The sequence below is a fragment of the Tsukamurella sp. PLM1 genome, from assembly GCF_023168325.1.
In the GTDB taxonomy this organism is placed as follows: domain Bacteria; phylum Actinomycetota; class Actinomycetes; order Mycobacteriales; family Mycobacteriaceae; genus Tsukamurella.
This window is the reverse complement of record NZ_AP025688.1, coordinates 1,284,117-1,298,498: the sequence shown is the minus strand read 5'-3', so window position 1 is coordinate 1,298,498 and position 14,382 is coordinate 1,284,117. Positions and strand designations below refer to the sequence as shown.

General features: G+C 71.1%; 16 protein-coding genes, 1 tRNA gene and 2 pseudogenes. 10 read left to right on the top strand and 9 right to left on the bottom strand.

Annotated features, from left to right (window positions below; genetic code table 11):
* Positions 1-23 precede the first annotated feature (23 nt).
* Entirely contained in the window at positions 24-482 is a 459-nt protein-coding gene (locus tag MTP03_RS06850; protein WP_248491329.1) for a DoxX family protein, read from the bottom strand.
* 176 nt (positions 483-658) lie between these two features.
* On the opposite strand from MTP03_RS06850, the gene cmrA reads away from it, so the two are divergent.
* Entirely contained in the window at positions 659-1,465 is an 807-nt protein-coding gene (gene cmrA, locus MTP03_RS06845; protein WP_248491328.1) for a mycolate reductase, read from the top strand.
* Positions 1,466-1,554: 89 nt separating this feature from the next.
* Here the strand turns inward: cmrA and MTP03_RS06840 are convergent.
* Both MTP03_RS06840 and MTP03_RS06835 read right to left on the bottom strand, forming a co-directional pair.
* Positions 1,555-3,098: pseudogene (locus tag MTP03_RS06840) on the bottom strand (helicase HerA-like domain-containing protein).
* A gap of 26 nt (positions 3,099-3,124) precedes the next feature.
* Positions 3,125-4,132, bottom strand: coding sequence for a pyridoxamine 5'-phosphate oxidase family protein (locus tag MTP03_RS06835; protein ID WP_248491326.1), 1,008 nt, complete (start codon positions 4,130-4,132; stop codon positions 3,125-3,127).
* A 67-nt stretch (positions 4,133-4,199) separates the two neighbouring features.
* Between MTP03_RS06835 and orn the strand changes: the two genes are divergently transcribed.
* The 5 genes from orn (at position 4,200) to MTP03_RS06810 (ending at position 7,960) form a co-directional block, all read left to right on the top strand.
* Complete coding sequence (orn, locus tag MTP03_RS06830; RefSeq protein WP_248491324.1) at positions 4,200-4,796, top strand: oligoribonuclease; 597 nt, start codon at positions 4,200-4,202, stop codon at positions 4,794-4,796.
* 136 nt (positions 4,797-4,932) lie between these two features.
* Positions 4,933-5,005, top strand: a tRNA-His gene (locus MTP03_RS06825).
* 207 nt (positions 5,006-5,212) lie between these two features.
* Positions 5,213-5,560, top strand: a complete 348-nt coding sequence (locus MTP03_RS06820) for a YciI family protein (protein WP_248491323.1) — start codon at positions 5,213-5,215, stop codon at positions 5,558-5,560.
* Between the two features lies 1 nt (position 5,561).
* Positions 5,562-6,851, top strand: coding sequence for an RNA polymerase sigma factor (locus MTP03_RS06815; RefSeq protein WP_248491322.1), 1,290 nt, complete (start codon positions 5,562-5,564; stop codon positions 6,849-6,851).
* Between the two features lie 329 nt (positions 6,852-7,180).
* Complete coding sequence (locus tag MTP03_RS06810; protein WP_248491319.1) at positions 7,181-7,960, top strand: ABC transporter substrate-binding protein; 780 nt, start codon at positions 7,181-7,183, stop codon at positions 7,958-7,960.
* Here the strand turns inward: MTP03_RS06810 and MTP03_RS06805 are convergent.
* The 3 genes from MTP03_RS06805 to putP are packed head-to-tail and all read right to left on the bottom strand — an operon-like array spanning position 7,950 to position 10,703.
* The gene (locus MTP03_RS06805; protein WP_248491318.1) at positions 7,950-8,207 is read right to left on the bottom strand and encodes a hypothetical protein; all 258 of its coding nucleotides are present in this window, start codon (positions 8,205-8,207) and stop codon (positions 7,950-7,952) included. The genes MTP03_RS06810 and MTP03_RS06805 overlap by 11 nt on opposite strands.
* Positions 8,198-9,175, bottom strand: coding sequence for an MFS transporter (locus MTP03_RS06800; RefSeq protein WP_248491316.1), 978 nt, complete (start codon positions 9,173-9,175; stop codon positions 8,198-8,200). Before MTP03_RS06800 ends, MTP03_RS06805 begins: the two co-directional genes overlap by 10 nt.
* 28 nt (positions 9,176-9,203) lie before the next feature.
* Positions 9,204-10,703, bottom strand: coding sequence for a sodium/proline symporter PutP (gene putP, locus MTP03_RS06795; protein ID WP_256465229.1), 1,500 nt, complete (start codon positions 10,701-10,703; stop codon positions 9,204-9,206).
* A gap of 188 nt (positions 10,704-10,891) precedes the next feature.
* On the opposite strand from putP, the gene MTP03_RS06790 reads away from it, so the two are divergent.
* Genes MTP03_RS06790 through MTP03_RS06775 form a run of 4 tightly spaced genes read left to right on the top strand, consistent with a single transcriptional unit; the run spans position 10,892 to position 12,312 of the window.
* On the top strand, positions 10,892-11,251 hold the full coding sequence (locus MTP03_RS06790) for a hypothetical protein (RefSeq protein ID WP_248491314.1): 360 nt from the start codon (positions 10,892-10,894) through the stop codon (positions 11,249-11,251).
* On the top strand, positions 11,248-11,796 hold the full coding sequence (locus MTP03_RS06785) for a S1 family peptidase (RefSeq protein ID WP_248491313.1): 549 nt from the start codon (positions 11,248-11,250) through the stop codon (positions 11,794-11,796). Before MTP03_RS06790 ends, MTP03_RS06785 begins: the two co-directional genes overlap by 4 nt.
* A 37-nt stretch (positions 11,797-11,833) precedes the next feature.
* Complete coding sequence (locus tag MTP03_RS06780) at positions 11,834-11,998, top strand: hypothetical protein (protein WP_248491312.1); 165 nt, start codon at positions 11,834-11,836, stop codon at positions 11,996-11,998.
* A gap of 5 nt (positions 11,999-12,003) precedes the next feature.
* Entirely contained in the window at positions 12,004-12,312 is a 309-nt protein-coding gene (locus MTP03_RS06775; protein ID WP_248491311.1) for a nitroreductase/quinone reductase family protein, read from the top strand.
* A 15-nt stretch (positions 12,313-12,327) separates the two neighbouring features.
* Here MTP03_RS06775 and MTP03_RS06770 read toward each other — a convergent pair whose 3' ends face one another.
* The 3 genes and pseudogenes from MTP03_RS06770 to MTP03_RS06765 all read right to left on the bottom strand — a co-directional run bounded on the left by MTP03_RS06770 (position 12,328) and on the right by MTP03_RS06765 (position 14,378).
* Positions 12,328-12,864: a PH domain-containing protein gene (locus MTP03_RS06770; protein ID WP_248491310.1), complete on the bottom strand. Its 537-nt coding sequence runs from the start codon at positions 12,862-12,864 to the stop codon at positions 12,328-12,330.
* Between the two features lie 649 nt (positions 12,865-13,513).
* Positions 13,514-13,867 (bottom strand): annotated as a pseudogene (locus MTP03_RS23480) (PH domain-containing protein); the annotation flags it as partial.
* Positions 13,854-14,378, bottom strand: coding sequence for a PH domain-containing protein (locus MTP03_RS06765; RefSeq protein WP_248491308.1), 525 nt, complete (start codon positions 14,376-14,378; stop codon positions 13,854-13,856). The gene MTP03_RS06765 and the pseudogene MTP03_RS23480, both read right to left, overlap by 14 nt.
* Positions 14,379-14,382: the final 4 nt, after the last annotated feature.

The window sequence follows — 14,382 nt, the reverse complement described above, 5'->3', positions numbered from 1 at the left end:
GGCGGCGTCGGGGATGTCTGCGGTCATACCGCAGACTCTGCCGCATCCTTCGCATCGGCGCGGTCCGACGAGGCCTTTCCCTCAACCCGATCCCCCGCCCGCAGGCCATCGATCACGGCGTCGAGGCTGATCGGTCCGGGGCCGGTGAACGCGAAGAGCAGAAGCACCCAGCAGTACAGGGCGGAGAGCTCGCCGCCGTTCGCCAGCGGGGAGAGACCGTCGCCGGCGTGGAAGGCGAAGTAGGCGTACGCCATCGAGCCCGATGCGATGATCGCCGCAGGCCGAGCGAGGGCGCCGACGGCGATGAGGAGGCCGCCGACGAGCTGGATCGCGGCACCCCACCAGCTCGGCCAGACGAAGACGTCGGGGCTCGACCGACGGCCGTCGAGGAAGCCCCAGAAGGTTGCGGCGCCGTGCAGCGCGAACAGCACGCCCGTCACGATCCGGAGCGCGGACAGGTAATACGGGGCCCAGCGGTTCATGTCTTCCACCTTCAGCGGGAATATTGGCGAGGCTAACCTAATCGCAGATGAGCGCGATCGCCACTCGAAGCACGTCTTCGCAGGTCCGACGTGCGCGGAATTCAACGGCACCCGGGTCGTCACACTGCGAAGTTCGCGATACGGGCACGCCGACGCACTCCCGTAGCATCTCCCCCATGCCAGTACCCGCACCCCATCAGTCCGCCCGCGCCGTCGTCACCGGCGGCTCCTCCGGCATCGGTGTCGCCCTCGCCACGGAACTCGCCCGTCGCGGCCACTCGGTCATCCTCGTCGCTCGCAGCACCGGCCCCATGGAGGAGCTGGCCGCGAAGCTGCGCGCCGAGTTCGGGGTCGAGGCCGAGGTCCGCGGCGTCGACCTCTCCGACCACGACGCCCGCGCGGAGCTGTGCGCCGAGCTCGGCGGCCGGGAGATCTCGATCCTCTGCAACAACGCCGGCACCGCGACTTTCGGCCGCGTCATCGACCTGGACTTCGACTACGAGCGCGCGCAGCTGGAGCTCAACGCGAACGCCGTGCACGACCTGACGCTGGCCGTGCTCCCCCAGATGGTCGAGCGCGGCAGCGGCGGCATCATGATCACCGGCTCCGCGGCCGGCAACATGCCGATCCCGAACAACGCCACCTACGCGGCGTCGAAGGCCTTCGCCAACACCTTCTCGGAGTCGTTGCGCGGCGAGCTGAAGAAGACCGGCGTCCACGTCACCCTGCTCGCCCCGGGCCCCGTGCGCACCGAGCTCCCAGACCCCGAGGACCGCTCCACGGTCGAGAAGGTCGTGCCCGAGTTCCTCTGGGTGAACACCGAATACACCGCCCGGGTGACCCTGGACGCGCTGGAGAAGAACAAGATGCGCGTCGTCCCCGGCCTGCTCTCGAAGGGCATGTCGATGGCGGGCCACTACACCCCGCGCGCCATCATGGCGCCCATCGTGGGCGAGATGTACAAGAAGCTCGCGGGCAACTGACCCACCCGCAATTGAACACCGTTACCGTCGGCGAAACCGCCGCAGGTCGCGGTGGACGGTAACAGTGTTCAATTCGACGGTGGCTGCGCTCAGCGGCGGCGCTTGGTGCCGAAGATGCTGCGGGAGAGCTCCCGACCGGCGGCGGAGGCCGCAGACCGCAGGAAGGACTTCACTGCGGGGTTCTTCATCACGTCGGACACCCACCCCGGATCGTCGTCCTGCTGCTTCGGCGCGGGCGGGGCGGCGGCGCCTGCTCGGCGGGCGCGTTCTCCTGCTGCGCCTGCTGGGCGTTGGCCGACAGCTTCTCGAAGGCCGAGAGGTTGTCGACCGTCTGCGAGTACTTGGCCCAGAGCGGCGAGGCCTGCGCGGCCGAGCGGATCGCATCGTCGCCGATCGCCGACATGAGCGAGCGCGGCGCGCGCAACCGGGTCCACGCGACCGGCGTCGGCGCGCCCTTGTCGGACAGGACGGTGACGATCGCCTCGCCGATGCCGAGGCTCGTGAGGGCCTCATCGAGCTTGTACGCGGACGAGGTCGGGTACGTCTTGACCGTCTTGCTCAGCGCGGCCTGATCCTCCGGCGTGAAGGCGCGCAGCGCGTGCTGGATCCGCGCGCCGAGCTGGCTGAGCACCGGGTTCGGGATATCCGTCGGCAACTGCGAGCAGAAGAACACACCCACGCCCTTCGACCGGATCAGCTTGACCGTCTGCTCGACCTGTTCCTTGAACGCCTTGCTGGCGTCCGCGAACAGCAGGTGCGCCTCGTCGAAGATGAAGACGAGCTTGGGCTTGTCCAGGTCGCCAGCCTCGGGCAGGTACTGGAACAGGTCCGCCAGGACCCACATGAGGAAGGTCGAGAACAGGGCGGGCCGCGCGGCCTGGTCGCCGAGCTCGACGAGCGTGACCACGCCCTGCCCGCCGGCGGTGCGGAGCAGGTCGCCCATGTCGATCTCAGGCTCGCCGAAGAAGGTGTCGCCCTCCGCCTCGAGGTTGACCAGGGCGCGCAGGATCACGCCGGCGGTCTGCTTGCTGACGCCGCCGATGCCCTCGAGGTCGGCCTTCCCCTCCGCGGAGGTCAAATAGGCGATCACCGAACGCAGGTCCTTGAGGTCCAGCAGCTCGAGCTGGTTCTGATCGGCCCAGTGGAAGATCAGGCCGAGCGTCGACTCCTGGGTGGCGTTGAGGCCCAGCACCTTCGAGAGCAGGATCGGCCCGAACGACGAGATGGTGGCACGGATCGGGACGCCGACGCCGCCGGTGCCCAGCGAGACGAACTCCGTCGGGACCGAGGACGCCTTCCAGTCGTCGCCGGTGTCGGTGGCGCGCGAAGTCACCTTGTCGTTCGACTCGCCCGGCTTCGACAGGCCGGCCAGGTCGCCCTTGATATCGGCGAGCACGACGGGCACCCCGTTGGCCGACAGCTGCTCGACGATGAGCTGCAGCGTCTTCGTCTTGCCGGTGCCGGTGGCTCCCGCGACGAGGCCGTGCCGGTTCATCATGGCCAGCGGGATCCGGACCTTGGCCGACGGGTCGACGGTGCCGTCCACGAGGACGGTCCCGAGCTCCAGGGCGGGCCCCGTGAAGTCGTAGCCGGCCGCGATCGTCTGCGCCGGGGAGTTCGCGTTGTCAGTCACGCTGCAAACCCTAGCCGAGGCCCGGGTCAATAGAGGTTCTGCCGGTAGTCGAGGTCGACGCCTGCGCGCATGACCCTTTCGTTCGCCACGGCGCGCAACACCCGCGCGCCGACGCCGCCCGTGGTGTTGCGCTTGACGTGGTCGGTCCACACGGCCGACGGCCGCGGCAGCGCCGCGGTGTCACCGTGGCGGCCGAGGTCCCACAGTGCCGCGGCGGCGATCCCGTCGCTCCGCGCCAATCGGGACCGGGAGACCTCGACGACGACGACCGCCTTCGGCGCCTTCCCGCGCTCGGCGAGTTGCTCGCGCAGCGCCGGATCGGTGCTGATGGTCGCGGTTCCGGTCAGTTCCAACGTCCGGCCGTCACCGGGAACGAGAGCCAACAGCGCGACGTCGGGGTTGGCGACGATGTTGTGCAGCGTGTCGGTGCGACGGTTCCCCGGCCGGTCGGCGATCGCGACCGTCGTGGGCCCGAGCAGGCGGAGGTCGCCCGCGGGGTCGCCGCGCGGGCTGCTGTCGGCGCGGCCGTCCCCGTCGCGAGAGCTGATCACCGCGAAAGGTGCGGCCGCCAGGAAGGCGGCCGCCTCCACACCAACGGTCGGCTCGTCGAACTCCGCGGTGCCGGCGATGGGCGCTACGGGCTCCCACAGCCCGGAGCGGATCACCGCCTTCCCGCAGTGCAGGTAGGCCTCCAGAACCTCGAAGCCGTCGCCCCCGACGGTGCCGTTCACGCGCAGCGTCTCCCGCCATCCGGGAACCAGCATGAGCAGCGAGGCACCGCCGGGCGCGGCGTCCTCCGGCACGTCCACGGCGAGCCGGGTCGGCGAGGTCACGACGGCGAACCCCGCGGCGCCGCCGACGAGCCTGGTTCGCTGTACCCCGTCGTGGTCGACGTAGCCGAGGACGCCCGCCGAGGAGAACGCGAGGATCGTCCGGCAGTGTTCGTCGAGGTGGTCGATCGTCTTGAGCATCATCGCCGCGACGGGCTTCCCGACCGCGCTCTCGAGTTCCTGTACCGATCCGACCGGGCTCATGAGGTCAGGCTACCCTCGCACCACAACCCCGCCCGACGTTCGCAGGCGGTTGGCTACGCTGATCGGCGTGGACGACAAACTGGTGTGGGTCGATTGTGAGATGACCGGCCTCGATACGACCTCCGACCGGCTCATCGAGATCGCCGCCCTGGTGACGGACGGCGACCTCAACATCCTCGGCGAGGGCGTGGACCTGGTGATCCACGCGGACGACGCCGCGCTCGCGGCGATGCCGCCCGTGGTGCAGGAGATGCACGAGCGGTCCGGTCTCACCGAGGAGGTCCGGGCGTCGACGATCTCCGTCCGCGCGGCTGAGGAAGCGGTGTTGGCCTACCTGCGCGAGCACATCGAGGCGGGGGCCGTGCCGCTGGCCGGCAACTCGATCGCCACCGACCGTCGGTTCATCGCAAACGAGATGCCCGAGCTCGACGCGTTCCTGCACTACCGCATGGTGGACGTCAGTTCGATCAAGGAGCTGTGCCGGCGCTGGTACCCCCGGATCTACTTCGGCCAGCCCGACAAGGGCCTGGCACACCGCGCGCTCGCCGACATCCGCGAGTCGATCCGCGAGTTGAAGTACTACCGCAGCACCGCCTTCGTTCCGGCCCCCGGTCCGACGACCGAGGAGGTCACCGCGGCGGCCGCAGCCCTCGGACCTGCCTGACGGTCACCTCGCCACCCGGCGCGCCCGCCGGCGGTCGCCGCAGCTCAGACGGCGATGCGCCGCAGCGGTCATACCGATTGGATTCCGCCGGAACCGTCGGGTAAAGTTCTCCGAGCCTGGCGATCCCAGGCACCTGGTGGGTGTAGTTCAGTTGGTAGAGCACCAGATTGTGATTCTGGCTGTCGCGGGTTCGAGTCCCGTCATCCACCCCGAAGTGAAGGGCCGGTGCTCAGCGGATATCGCTGGGCACCGGCCCTTCGTCATCTTCGCGGTCACGGACCGATCCGACAGCAACGACCGCAGGAAACCGTCCCTTCGGAAAGCTTCTTCCACGCGGTTGTCGATCTCGCCGCCCGCCGTCCGTCACCATGGTGTCGGGCCGTGCGGCTCGGCGACCGACGACCGAGGAGATGACGATGAAGTACGCACTACTGCTCATGGGACACACCAACGACCCGGAATGCGGCGAAGAAGGCGGCGCGAGCCCGGAGGAGTTCTTCGCCTTCGACAAGGAGATCACCGAAGCGGGCGTGGTGGTCAGCTCGTTCGCGCTGGAGGACCCCGATCAGGGCACCGTCGTCGGCAGTGACGACACCGGCGAACGGGTCGTCTCGGCGGGCCCCTTCGCCGAGGTGCGCGAGTTCGTCGGCGGCGCTTACATCATCGAGGTGGCCAGTATCGACGAGGCGATCGCGTGGGCGCGCAAGAGCCCCGCGTCGGCACCCGGTGGCCACGTCGAGATCCGCCCGCTGGCGCCGTACTGACATGCCCACCACTCCCCCACCCGACGGTGCCGAAACGGCCCGTCGGGCGGTGGCGGACCTGGACCGCGACTCCCTCACCCGGATCCTGGCTACCCTGGCGCGCCGGTTCGGCGACCTCGGGCTCGCCGAGGACGTCCTCCAGGAGGCACTCGCGCAGGCACTGATCTCGTGGCCGGAGACGGGCGTTCCGCGGGCACCGTCGGCCTGGGTCATGACCTGCGCCAAGCGCAAGGCTCTCGACGCGGTCCGACGGGACGCCGTGCTCGCGCAGAAGCTCGCGCAGCTGCGGCTCGAATCGGAGCGCCTGCCGACGCCGAGCGGCTTCGCCGACCCCGCTGAGGCTCCGCCGCAATCGCCGGTCCCGGACGAACGACTCGGCATGTTCTTCGCCTGCACCCACCCGGCGCTCAAGGCCGAGGATCGCGTGGCCCTCACGCTGCGGTTCGTGGCCGGCATGAGCACCGCCGAAGTCGCCCACGCGCTCCTGCTGCCCGTCACCACCTGTCAGCAGCGGATCGTGCGCGCGAAGAAGCGCATCCGCGGCCTGGTGATCCCGTTCGAACCACCGGCGGCGGCCGACCTCCCCGCCCGGCTGCCCGGGGTGCTGCGCGTGATCTACCTGCTCTACTCGGAGGGGTTCGCCCGGTCGACCGGCGCGGACCACGTGCGCGACGACCTGACCGCCGAGGCCGTCCGGCTGGCACGCCTGCTCCAGCGCCTGCTGCCGGAACCGGAGACCACGGGGCTCCTCGGGCTGCTCCTGCTGACGGAGGCCCGCCGCCCGGCGCGTCTCGACGGTGACGGCCGCCCCGTTCCGCTCGTCGACCAGGACCGCGGCGCCTGGGACCCGGCGCTCATCGCGGAGGGGACGAGCCTCGTGGAGCGTGCCGCGGCCGCCACCGGCGCCGGGCCGTACACCATCCAGGCCGCGATCGCGGCGGTGCACGCCGAGGCGGCGACCGCCGACGAGACCGACTGGGAGCAGATCGCCGTGCTCTACCGGCTGCTCGAGGAACGCGAGCGTGGCCCGGTCGTGCGGCTGGGGCGCGCGATCGCCGTCGGCCGGGCCTACGGGCCGTCCCTCGGCCTGCGCCGGCTCGACCAGCTCGCAACGGAGCCCGCGCTCGCCGGATTCCGGCCGTACCACGTGGCCCGCGCCCTCACGCTCGCCGAGCTCGGGGATGCCGACGCCGCCGCGGCCGCCTATCGCGACGCCCTGGCCCTGCCCGGGAACGACGCCGAGGACGACTACCTCGCCTCGACCCTGGCGGGCCTGACGGATCACCGTTGAATCCTCCCGGCACGCTCGGCCACCACGGAGCAAGAAATAGATTAGGCTCACCTTCTTCGCTGTGTGGAGCAGCAGAGAGAGGTCACGATGGACACACGACTGAACCGACGGACCGCGCTGCGCGCGGGGCTCACCACGATCACCGCCCTGGCCGCCACCGCGGCCTGCGGCACCCGTGACGGCGGCGCACCGTCGAGCTCGAGCGCGACGTCCGCGGAGCCCGGCGCGTACCCCGTCAGCCTGCCGCACGCGTTCGGCACGACGACGGTGACCGGTCCCCGCAGCGCGTCGCCGTCGTCGGCATCGGCGACCAGGATCCGCTCCTGGCGTTGGGGATCACGCCGGTGCTCGCGCCGGTCTGGACCGGCTCCACGGACACCGGCGTCGGCGAGTGGGCCCGCGGCCTCGTGCGTGGCGACGCGCCGGCGCCCCTGCCGAACGCCACCGGCGACTTCTCGGTTGAAACGGTGGCCACCACCCACCCCGACCTCATCCTCGCGATCAACAACGCGATCACCGAGGACGAGTACCGCCGCCTGTCGGGCATCGCCCCCACCGTGCTGCACGCGCCGGGCCAGACCGACTGGGCGCTCCCCTGGCAGGACGTGACCCGTCGCGTCGGGCAGGCCGTAGGACGCGCGGCACGCGCCGATGCGCTCGTCGCGGACGCGGAGGCCACCGTCGCGAGAGCGAAGGCGGAGCACCCCGAGTTCGGCGGCCGCACGGCGGTTCTCGTGATCCGCTGGAAGGACGGCAAGCTCCGGGCCTTCGGCCCCGACGCCGCGCGCTTCCAGGTGCTCGGCGGCCTGGGCTTCACGCCGCCCGCCGCGCTGACCGACCGGTTCGCGGGCGGGAAGCTGAACACGGAACTGTCGGCCGAGAACTTCCACCTGCTCGACGCGGACGTGCTGGTGTTCGACAACTGGGACCGCGACCGCGCCCTCATCGAGAACGAACCCGCCTTCGCGGCGCTGCCCGTGGTGCGGGACAAGCGGCTGGTGGGCCTCGATGCGGTGGTCAGCGACGCGCTGTCGATGCCGAACCCGGTGACCATCCCGTTCGTCACCGACGACCTGGTGCGCAAGCTGACCGGCGTGCTCACGCGCTGACGGCGACGCCTCGCGGGAGGACGAATCGCAGGCCGACCGCCGCGGCGATGACCACCGCGGACAGGCCCACCCAGCCGGCCCAGGCCGGGGCACCGTCGGCGACCCGGTCATCGACCCAGCCCGCCCCGAACGAGGTGATCAGCGCCGCTGCACCGCCGAGGGTCGCGAGCATCCCGTAGTGCGCGCCGAGGTTCTTCTCGCCGGCGAGGACCGCGACGATGTCGCGCATCGGCGGGATCAGCAGCATCTGGCCCGGTGGAGGACGACGATCCAGGCGATCACCGCGGCGAGGTGGGCACCGTCGGGGTGCGCCGCGGTGGCCGCCGGGATCAGGAACGACGCCCCGATGACGCCGAGCCCGAGCCCCACGGCCCGCGGCCTACCGAGCCGGAGCCCCACCGCCACCGCCGCGGGCTGCCCCACGACGACGAGCACCGCGGTCCCCGCGAAGATCCACCCCAGCCACGCCTGCGCCCCGATCCGCAGCAGTTCCGCCGGCAGCACCACGTAGATCAGCGCGTAGGCACCGAGTTGGAGCGCGCCGAGCGTCGCGAACGCCATGAACCGCGGGTTGCCCGTGACGGTGCGCCAGGCCGCGGCGAGGCCGTGCGCGGCGTCGCCGGGGGCGACGTCGTGCGGCAGCAGGCGGTGGAAGCCCACCCACATCCCCACGAAGAGCACCGCGGCCGCGAGAGTGACCGCCGTGAACGGAGCCCAGATCAGCGCGGCGCCCAGCGCCGGGCCGACGACGTTGCCGGCACGACTGCACATCTGCTCAAGACCGAACAGCGTGGCGCGGGGCAGCACCCCGTCGTCCTCGAGACGTCGGCCCAACATCGCATCGGTCGACTCGACGGCGGGCGCGAACAGCGCCGCCGCGAACCCGGTGAGCACCGTGCCCACCACGACCCCCGCGAGGTCCGTCGCGAAGGCGAGGACCACGAACCCGGCGACCCGCAACGCGATCCCCGACAGGATCATCCGCCGCGCGCCGAACCGGTCCGACAGCGCGCCCCCGACGAAGAACATGCCCTGCTGGGAGAAGGTGCGCAGGCCGAGGACCAGCCCGATCATCGCCCCGGTCATCCCCAGGCCAGCGAGATGTCCCGCAAGGAACGGGACGACCAGATAGAAGCCCACGTTGAACAGGAAGAACGACGCCAAGAGGAGCTTGACGGTGCCCGGCAGACCTCGGATCCGCGCGACGCGGTGCATGCGAGGAGCCTAAACGGCTCCCCTGGACTCAGGCCGGGGCCCGCGACGCGAGCGTGGTCGCCCGGTCGAACTCGGCGTCGACGGCACCGTCGGGCTTGTGGGTGGCGAGGCTGACACCGACCGCGACCACCAGATTGGCGACGAAGCCGGGCACGATCTCGTAGAGCTCGAACGGCGGCCACTGGCCCCAGACGAACGCGACCGCCGCGCCCACGACGAGGCCGGCCAGCGCTCCCGCGGTGGAGAGCTTGCGCCAGAACAGGGCGAGGATCACGATCGGGCCGAACGAGGCCCCGAAACCGGCCCACGCGAACCCGACGAGTTCGAGGATACTGTCGGACGGGTCGATCGCGAGCAGCACCGCGATCACCGCGACGACGAGCACGCCGAGCCGACCGAGCAGGACGTACGTCTTGTCCGAGATCTCCGCGGCTCGGCCCGTCTTCTCCGCGAAGATCTTGAACAGGTCCTCCACCAGGGCGGACGAGCACACCACCAACTGCGACGACACCGTGGACATGATCGCGGCGAGCACCGCGGCGAGGACGAGCCCGGCGACGAAGGGGTGGAACAGGATCTGCGCGAGCACGAGGAACACCGTCTCGGAGTCCTTCGGCGCCTTCTCGGGGTGGAGTGCGAAGTAGGCGATGCCGATGAAGGCGGTGGAGATCGCGCCGAGGGCGGTGGCGACCATCCAGCTGATGCCGAAGCGGCGCGCCGTCGAAGCCTCCTGCGGCGAGCGCAGCGCCATGAAGCGGACGATGATGTGCGGCTGGCCGAAGTAGCCGAGGCCCCAGGCGGCCGCCGAGACGATGCCGAGGAAGGTTCCTCCGGCGAACAGGCTGAAGAAGTTCGGGTTGACCTGATCGACGGTGTCGATCGTGACGGACGGTCCGCCGACCTCGATCAGCGCGACGATCGGCACCGCGATCAGCGCCGCCAGCATCAGCAGGCCCTGCGCCACGTCGGTGAGGGTGGCACCGAGGAAGCCGCCGAACAGCGTGTAGACCATGGTGACCACGGCGACGATGAGCATGCCGTGCATGTACTGCACCCCGAAGGTGCTGTCGAAGAACTTACCGGCGGCGACCATGCCGCTCGAGACGTAGAACGTGAAGAAGACCAGGATGATGAGGCCGCAGACGATGCGCAGCGACCGCGAGCTGTCACGCAGCCGGTGCTCGAGAAAGCTGGGGATGGTGATCGAGTTGCCCGCGACCTCGGTGTACGAGCGCAGGCGCGGCGCGACGAACTTCCAGTTCAGCCAGGCGCCGATCGTGAGGCCGATCGCGATCCACGACTCGACGAGCCCGCCCGCGTAGATCGCGCCGGGCAACCCCATGAGCAGCCAGCCGGACATGTCCGACGCGCCGGCGCTCAGCGCCGCGACCCAGGGTTTGAGCCCTCGCCCGGCGAGCATGTACTCGTCGAGGTTGTCCTTCGTCTTGCGGTACGCGCTCCAACCGATGTACAGCATTGCCGCGAAGTACAGGGTTACTGCAATCGTCTGGTAGGTCTGGTCCGACACGGGTGTCTCCCTTACGTCCGAGAACCGAAACTGGCTGTTCGTGCATGGTCTATGCGTGTAACGAAAGCCCATTTCAGCACACTGATCTCGCTCGAAGTCAGTCAAGCGGAATGGTAGGCTCGGCCACGATTTTCTGTGGCGCTTTCCACTCGCGCCGATTCACGACCGAGACCGTAGGGGGATCGACCTTGGCCGACCGGACGCGCCTCGCCCAGGCACTGCGACGAGGATCGATCGGGGTGGTCACCGTCGCGGTGTCCGGCGCCCTGCTCGTTCCCGCCGTGGCGAGCGCGGCTCCCACGCCGACCCCGGCCCCGTCGCCGAAGCCCGGCGCGCCGGCCACCCCGAAGCCCAGCGCTCCGGCCAAGCCCGGTACGCCGAAGCCGAGCACCCCGCGCACGTCGCAGGCGCCCTCGAGCCCGGCCGCCGCGCCGACCCGGACGCCGGCTCCCAAGTCGGTCGCCCCGGGTGACCGCATCGACATCCTGCAGCGCTCCTGGGCGGCGGCCGCTTCGAATCTCTGCAGTGCACCATGGGATTCGCGGTGAACGCGCCGAACGGCGAGCGCCTGGGCGTGACCGCGGGGCACTGCGGCGCGCCGCAGCAGCCCGTGGGCGTGAAGAAGTGGATCGTGGGCGAGGTCGTGCAGTCGGCGTCTCCCAAGGTCAAGGAGGATCCGAACCGCCCGGGGCACTACTCCCCCGTGGACCCGTTCGGCCCGGACTGGGCCACCTTCCGGCTGACGGACGACTCCGTGAAGCTGCTGGCCTCCGCACCCGGAATGGCCCCGCGGTCGGTGGGCACCGCCCGTGTCGGGGATCCGGTGTGCCAGCTGGGCTCCGTCAACGGCCGACGGTGCGGCAAGGTCACCAAGGTGATGAACGACTGGGTGGTCGCCGACATCGTGACCACCCAGGGCGACAGCGGCGGGCCGCTGATCCGCACCACCGACAACGCCGCGATCGGCATCATCACCGACGCGGTCACGTTGACCGACAGGGATTCCGGCCGGGTCACCGAACGTCTCACGCAGTACTACTCGCTGAACGCGGTGCTGCGCGCCGCCGGTGGCGCACAGCTCGCCACGCGATAGCCCGGCGTCCGGCACCAGCGGTCACTACACTGCCGCCATGGCGATCACCGACGATCTCAAGGCCCGGTTCCTCCAGCTCGGCCGGCACCGCGCCGTGTCGCGCGCGATCCGCGCGACGGTCCCGCTCGACAAGGCCATCACGCGGATCACCGGCGGGCGTGTGCATCTCGTGCCCGAGGCCCTGCTCCCCAGCTCACGCTGACCACGGTGGGCAGGCGCAGCGGCGTCGCCCGGGCGGTGCCGCTGCTGTACGTGCGCGACGGAGCCGACTTCGTGGTGATCGCCTCGAACTTCGGGCAGGAGCACCATCCGGCGTGGTCGTACAACCTGGAGGCCACGCCGGACGCCGAGGTGCTGCTGGGCACGCGCCGGATCCCCGTGCGCGCCAAGCGCGTCACCGAGGCCGACCGGAAGCGGTTGTGGCCCGCCGTCACCGCGGTGTGGCCGGCGTACGACGACTACGTGAACTGGGCCGGCGGCCGCACCATCAAGCTGTACCGGCTCACGCCCCGCTGACCGCAGGGCACCCCCTCACTCCCCGGGACCGGTCAGGAAGGACGTCACGATCGCGGGTTCGACGGTGCGCGCCGTCTCCGCCGCGCGCGCGGGCGTCACGTCGGTCGCCCCGAACGCCCCTGCGGCCGTGGCGATGTGCAGCGTCGCGACGCCGGCGCGCCGCTGGAAGAACGTCTCCGTGGTGACGAAGCCGACCACCCCGTCGGACTCGAGGACGGTGCGGGTGCGCGCCAGCGTGCCCGACCCCAGCACCGTGATGCCGCCGTGGACGGCCGAGCCGAGGTGCGCGTAGCGGATCCGGGCCAGCGGAACCGCCAGCGCCAGAACGGCGACCGCGAGCGCCGCGGGCACCACCCACCACCCGGCCGGCACGCCGGACACGTCGTCGCGGCGTTCCGCGACGAGCATCGCGATCGCCAGGGCCGCGAACGGCGCCGCGCAGACCGCCGAGCCGATCACCGCACGGGTGTACCTGCGGCGCAGGGCCGCCCGGCCGTGCGGCTGCAGGCCCGACTCCGTCGCGCCCGGCCGGCCGAGCACGTCGTCCGCCACGCGCACCGCCTCCGCGCGGCGCCGGCGGCAGCAGCGTGGGGTTGCGGTCGGTGCCGGTGGCGATCGCCTTGAGCTTCGCGCCGCCGGGCAGTCGCATGAGAACCGGCTCGTGCAGCTGGATCCCGCGCACGCGCTTGCGTTCGATCGTGGCCGCCACGGTGGAGATGAGGCCCCGGGTGGTGTGGAGCGCACCGTCGGGACGACGGACCAGGCGGAACCCCCAGAACGCGAGCACGTACGCCACGACCGACACCACCATCGACAGCGCGACGAGCACCACCAGCCCCAGCGGGACGAGCACTGCCACACCGAGATCGATGAGACCGCTCAGCCACGACCGGGCGAGGTCCGAGCCGCGCTCGAGAAACCCCGCCTCGTCGACGATGCGGAACCCGATGCCCGCACCGGCCGCCACGAACGCGAAACCCGTGAGCGAGTACGGCGCGAAGCGGATCCACCCGGGCCGAAGCCGGGCCAGTTCCTCCTCCGGGGCCGGCTGGGCGATCGGTTGCTCGGGCTGCTCGGCGCCCGTCGCCGGGTCCGACGGTGCCGCATCCGCGGCGGTGCGCCGCAACAGGTCCCGGCCGAGCTGTTCGGCCTGCGCGGCGGGGATCGGGTCGATCGTGAGCGCCGACTCCTTACCCCCGACGCCGGTGCCGACGACCACCTTGCGGAGGCCGAGGACGCGCTCCAGCGGGCCGGCGGTGACGTCGACACTGCGGATGCGGTCGCGCCTGGCGGTGGCGGAGATGCGGCGCACCAGGCCGTGCCGGAGTTCGAGCTGATCGTCGGTGACGCGCCACCGGGTGGTGAGCCACGGCAGGAGGCCCACAAGCACGCTGAGCGCGAGGCCGGCGACGATGAAGAACACCGGTCCGGCGCTGCGGCCCACGAAGAAGACGCCGATCAGGGCGGGGATCAGGGAGGGCAGTGCCTTGATCACGCGGGTACCGATCCCCCACGCCGACAGGCGGTTCCAGTACTGCTCGTCAGGTCGCGTCATCGGTGTCCTCCGCCGCGCTCACGGTGAGGCCCGCCGCGATCGACTGGGCGGTCTCGGTGGGCAGGCCCGAGATCCGGACGGTGCCGGCGGACGAAGCGGTGGTCACCGTCACCGTCGAGAGGCCGAACGAGCGCTCCAGCGGCCCCGCCACCGTGTCGATCACCTGCACCCGGGAGATCGGGATGAGCACCCGGGTGCGCGTGAGCCAGCCCGCCTGGGAGTAGACCGCCACCGCGTTGATCTCCCAGCGGTGGAAGGCGTACCGGAACCGGGGCATCACGATCAGGTGCGCCGCGGCGGCCGCGGCGAGCACCACGAAGGCGAGGAGCGCCCAGAACCACGGGACCGCGGGGATCACGGCCAGCACGACGACGACCGGGATGATCAGCACGGCCCAGCGCAGGGCGGCGCGCACCGTCCACCACGTCTTCGCGCGGGGCGAGACCTGATGAGCCGGCTGCCTGAGCACCTCGGCGGCGCCGGGAGCGGCGGAGTTTCCGGGGATGGTCATGCGC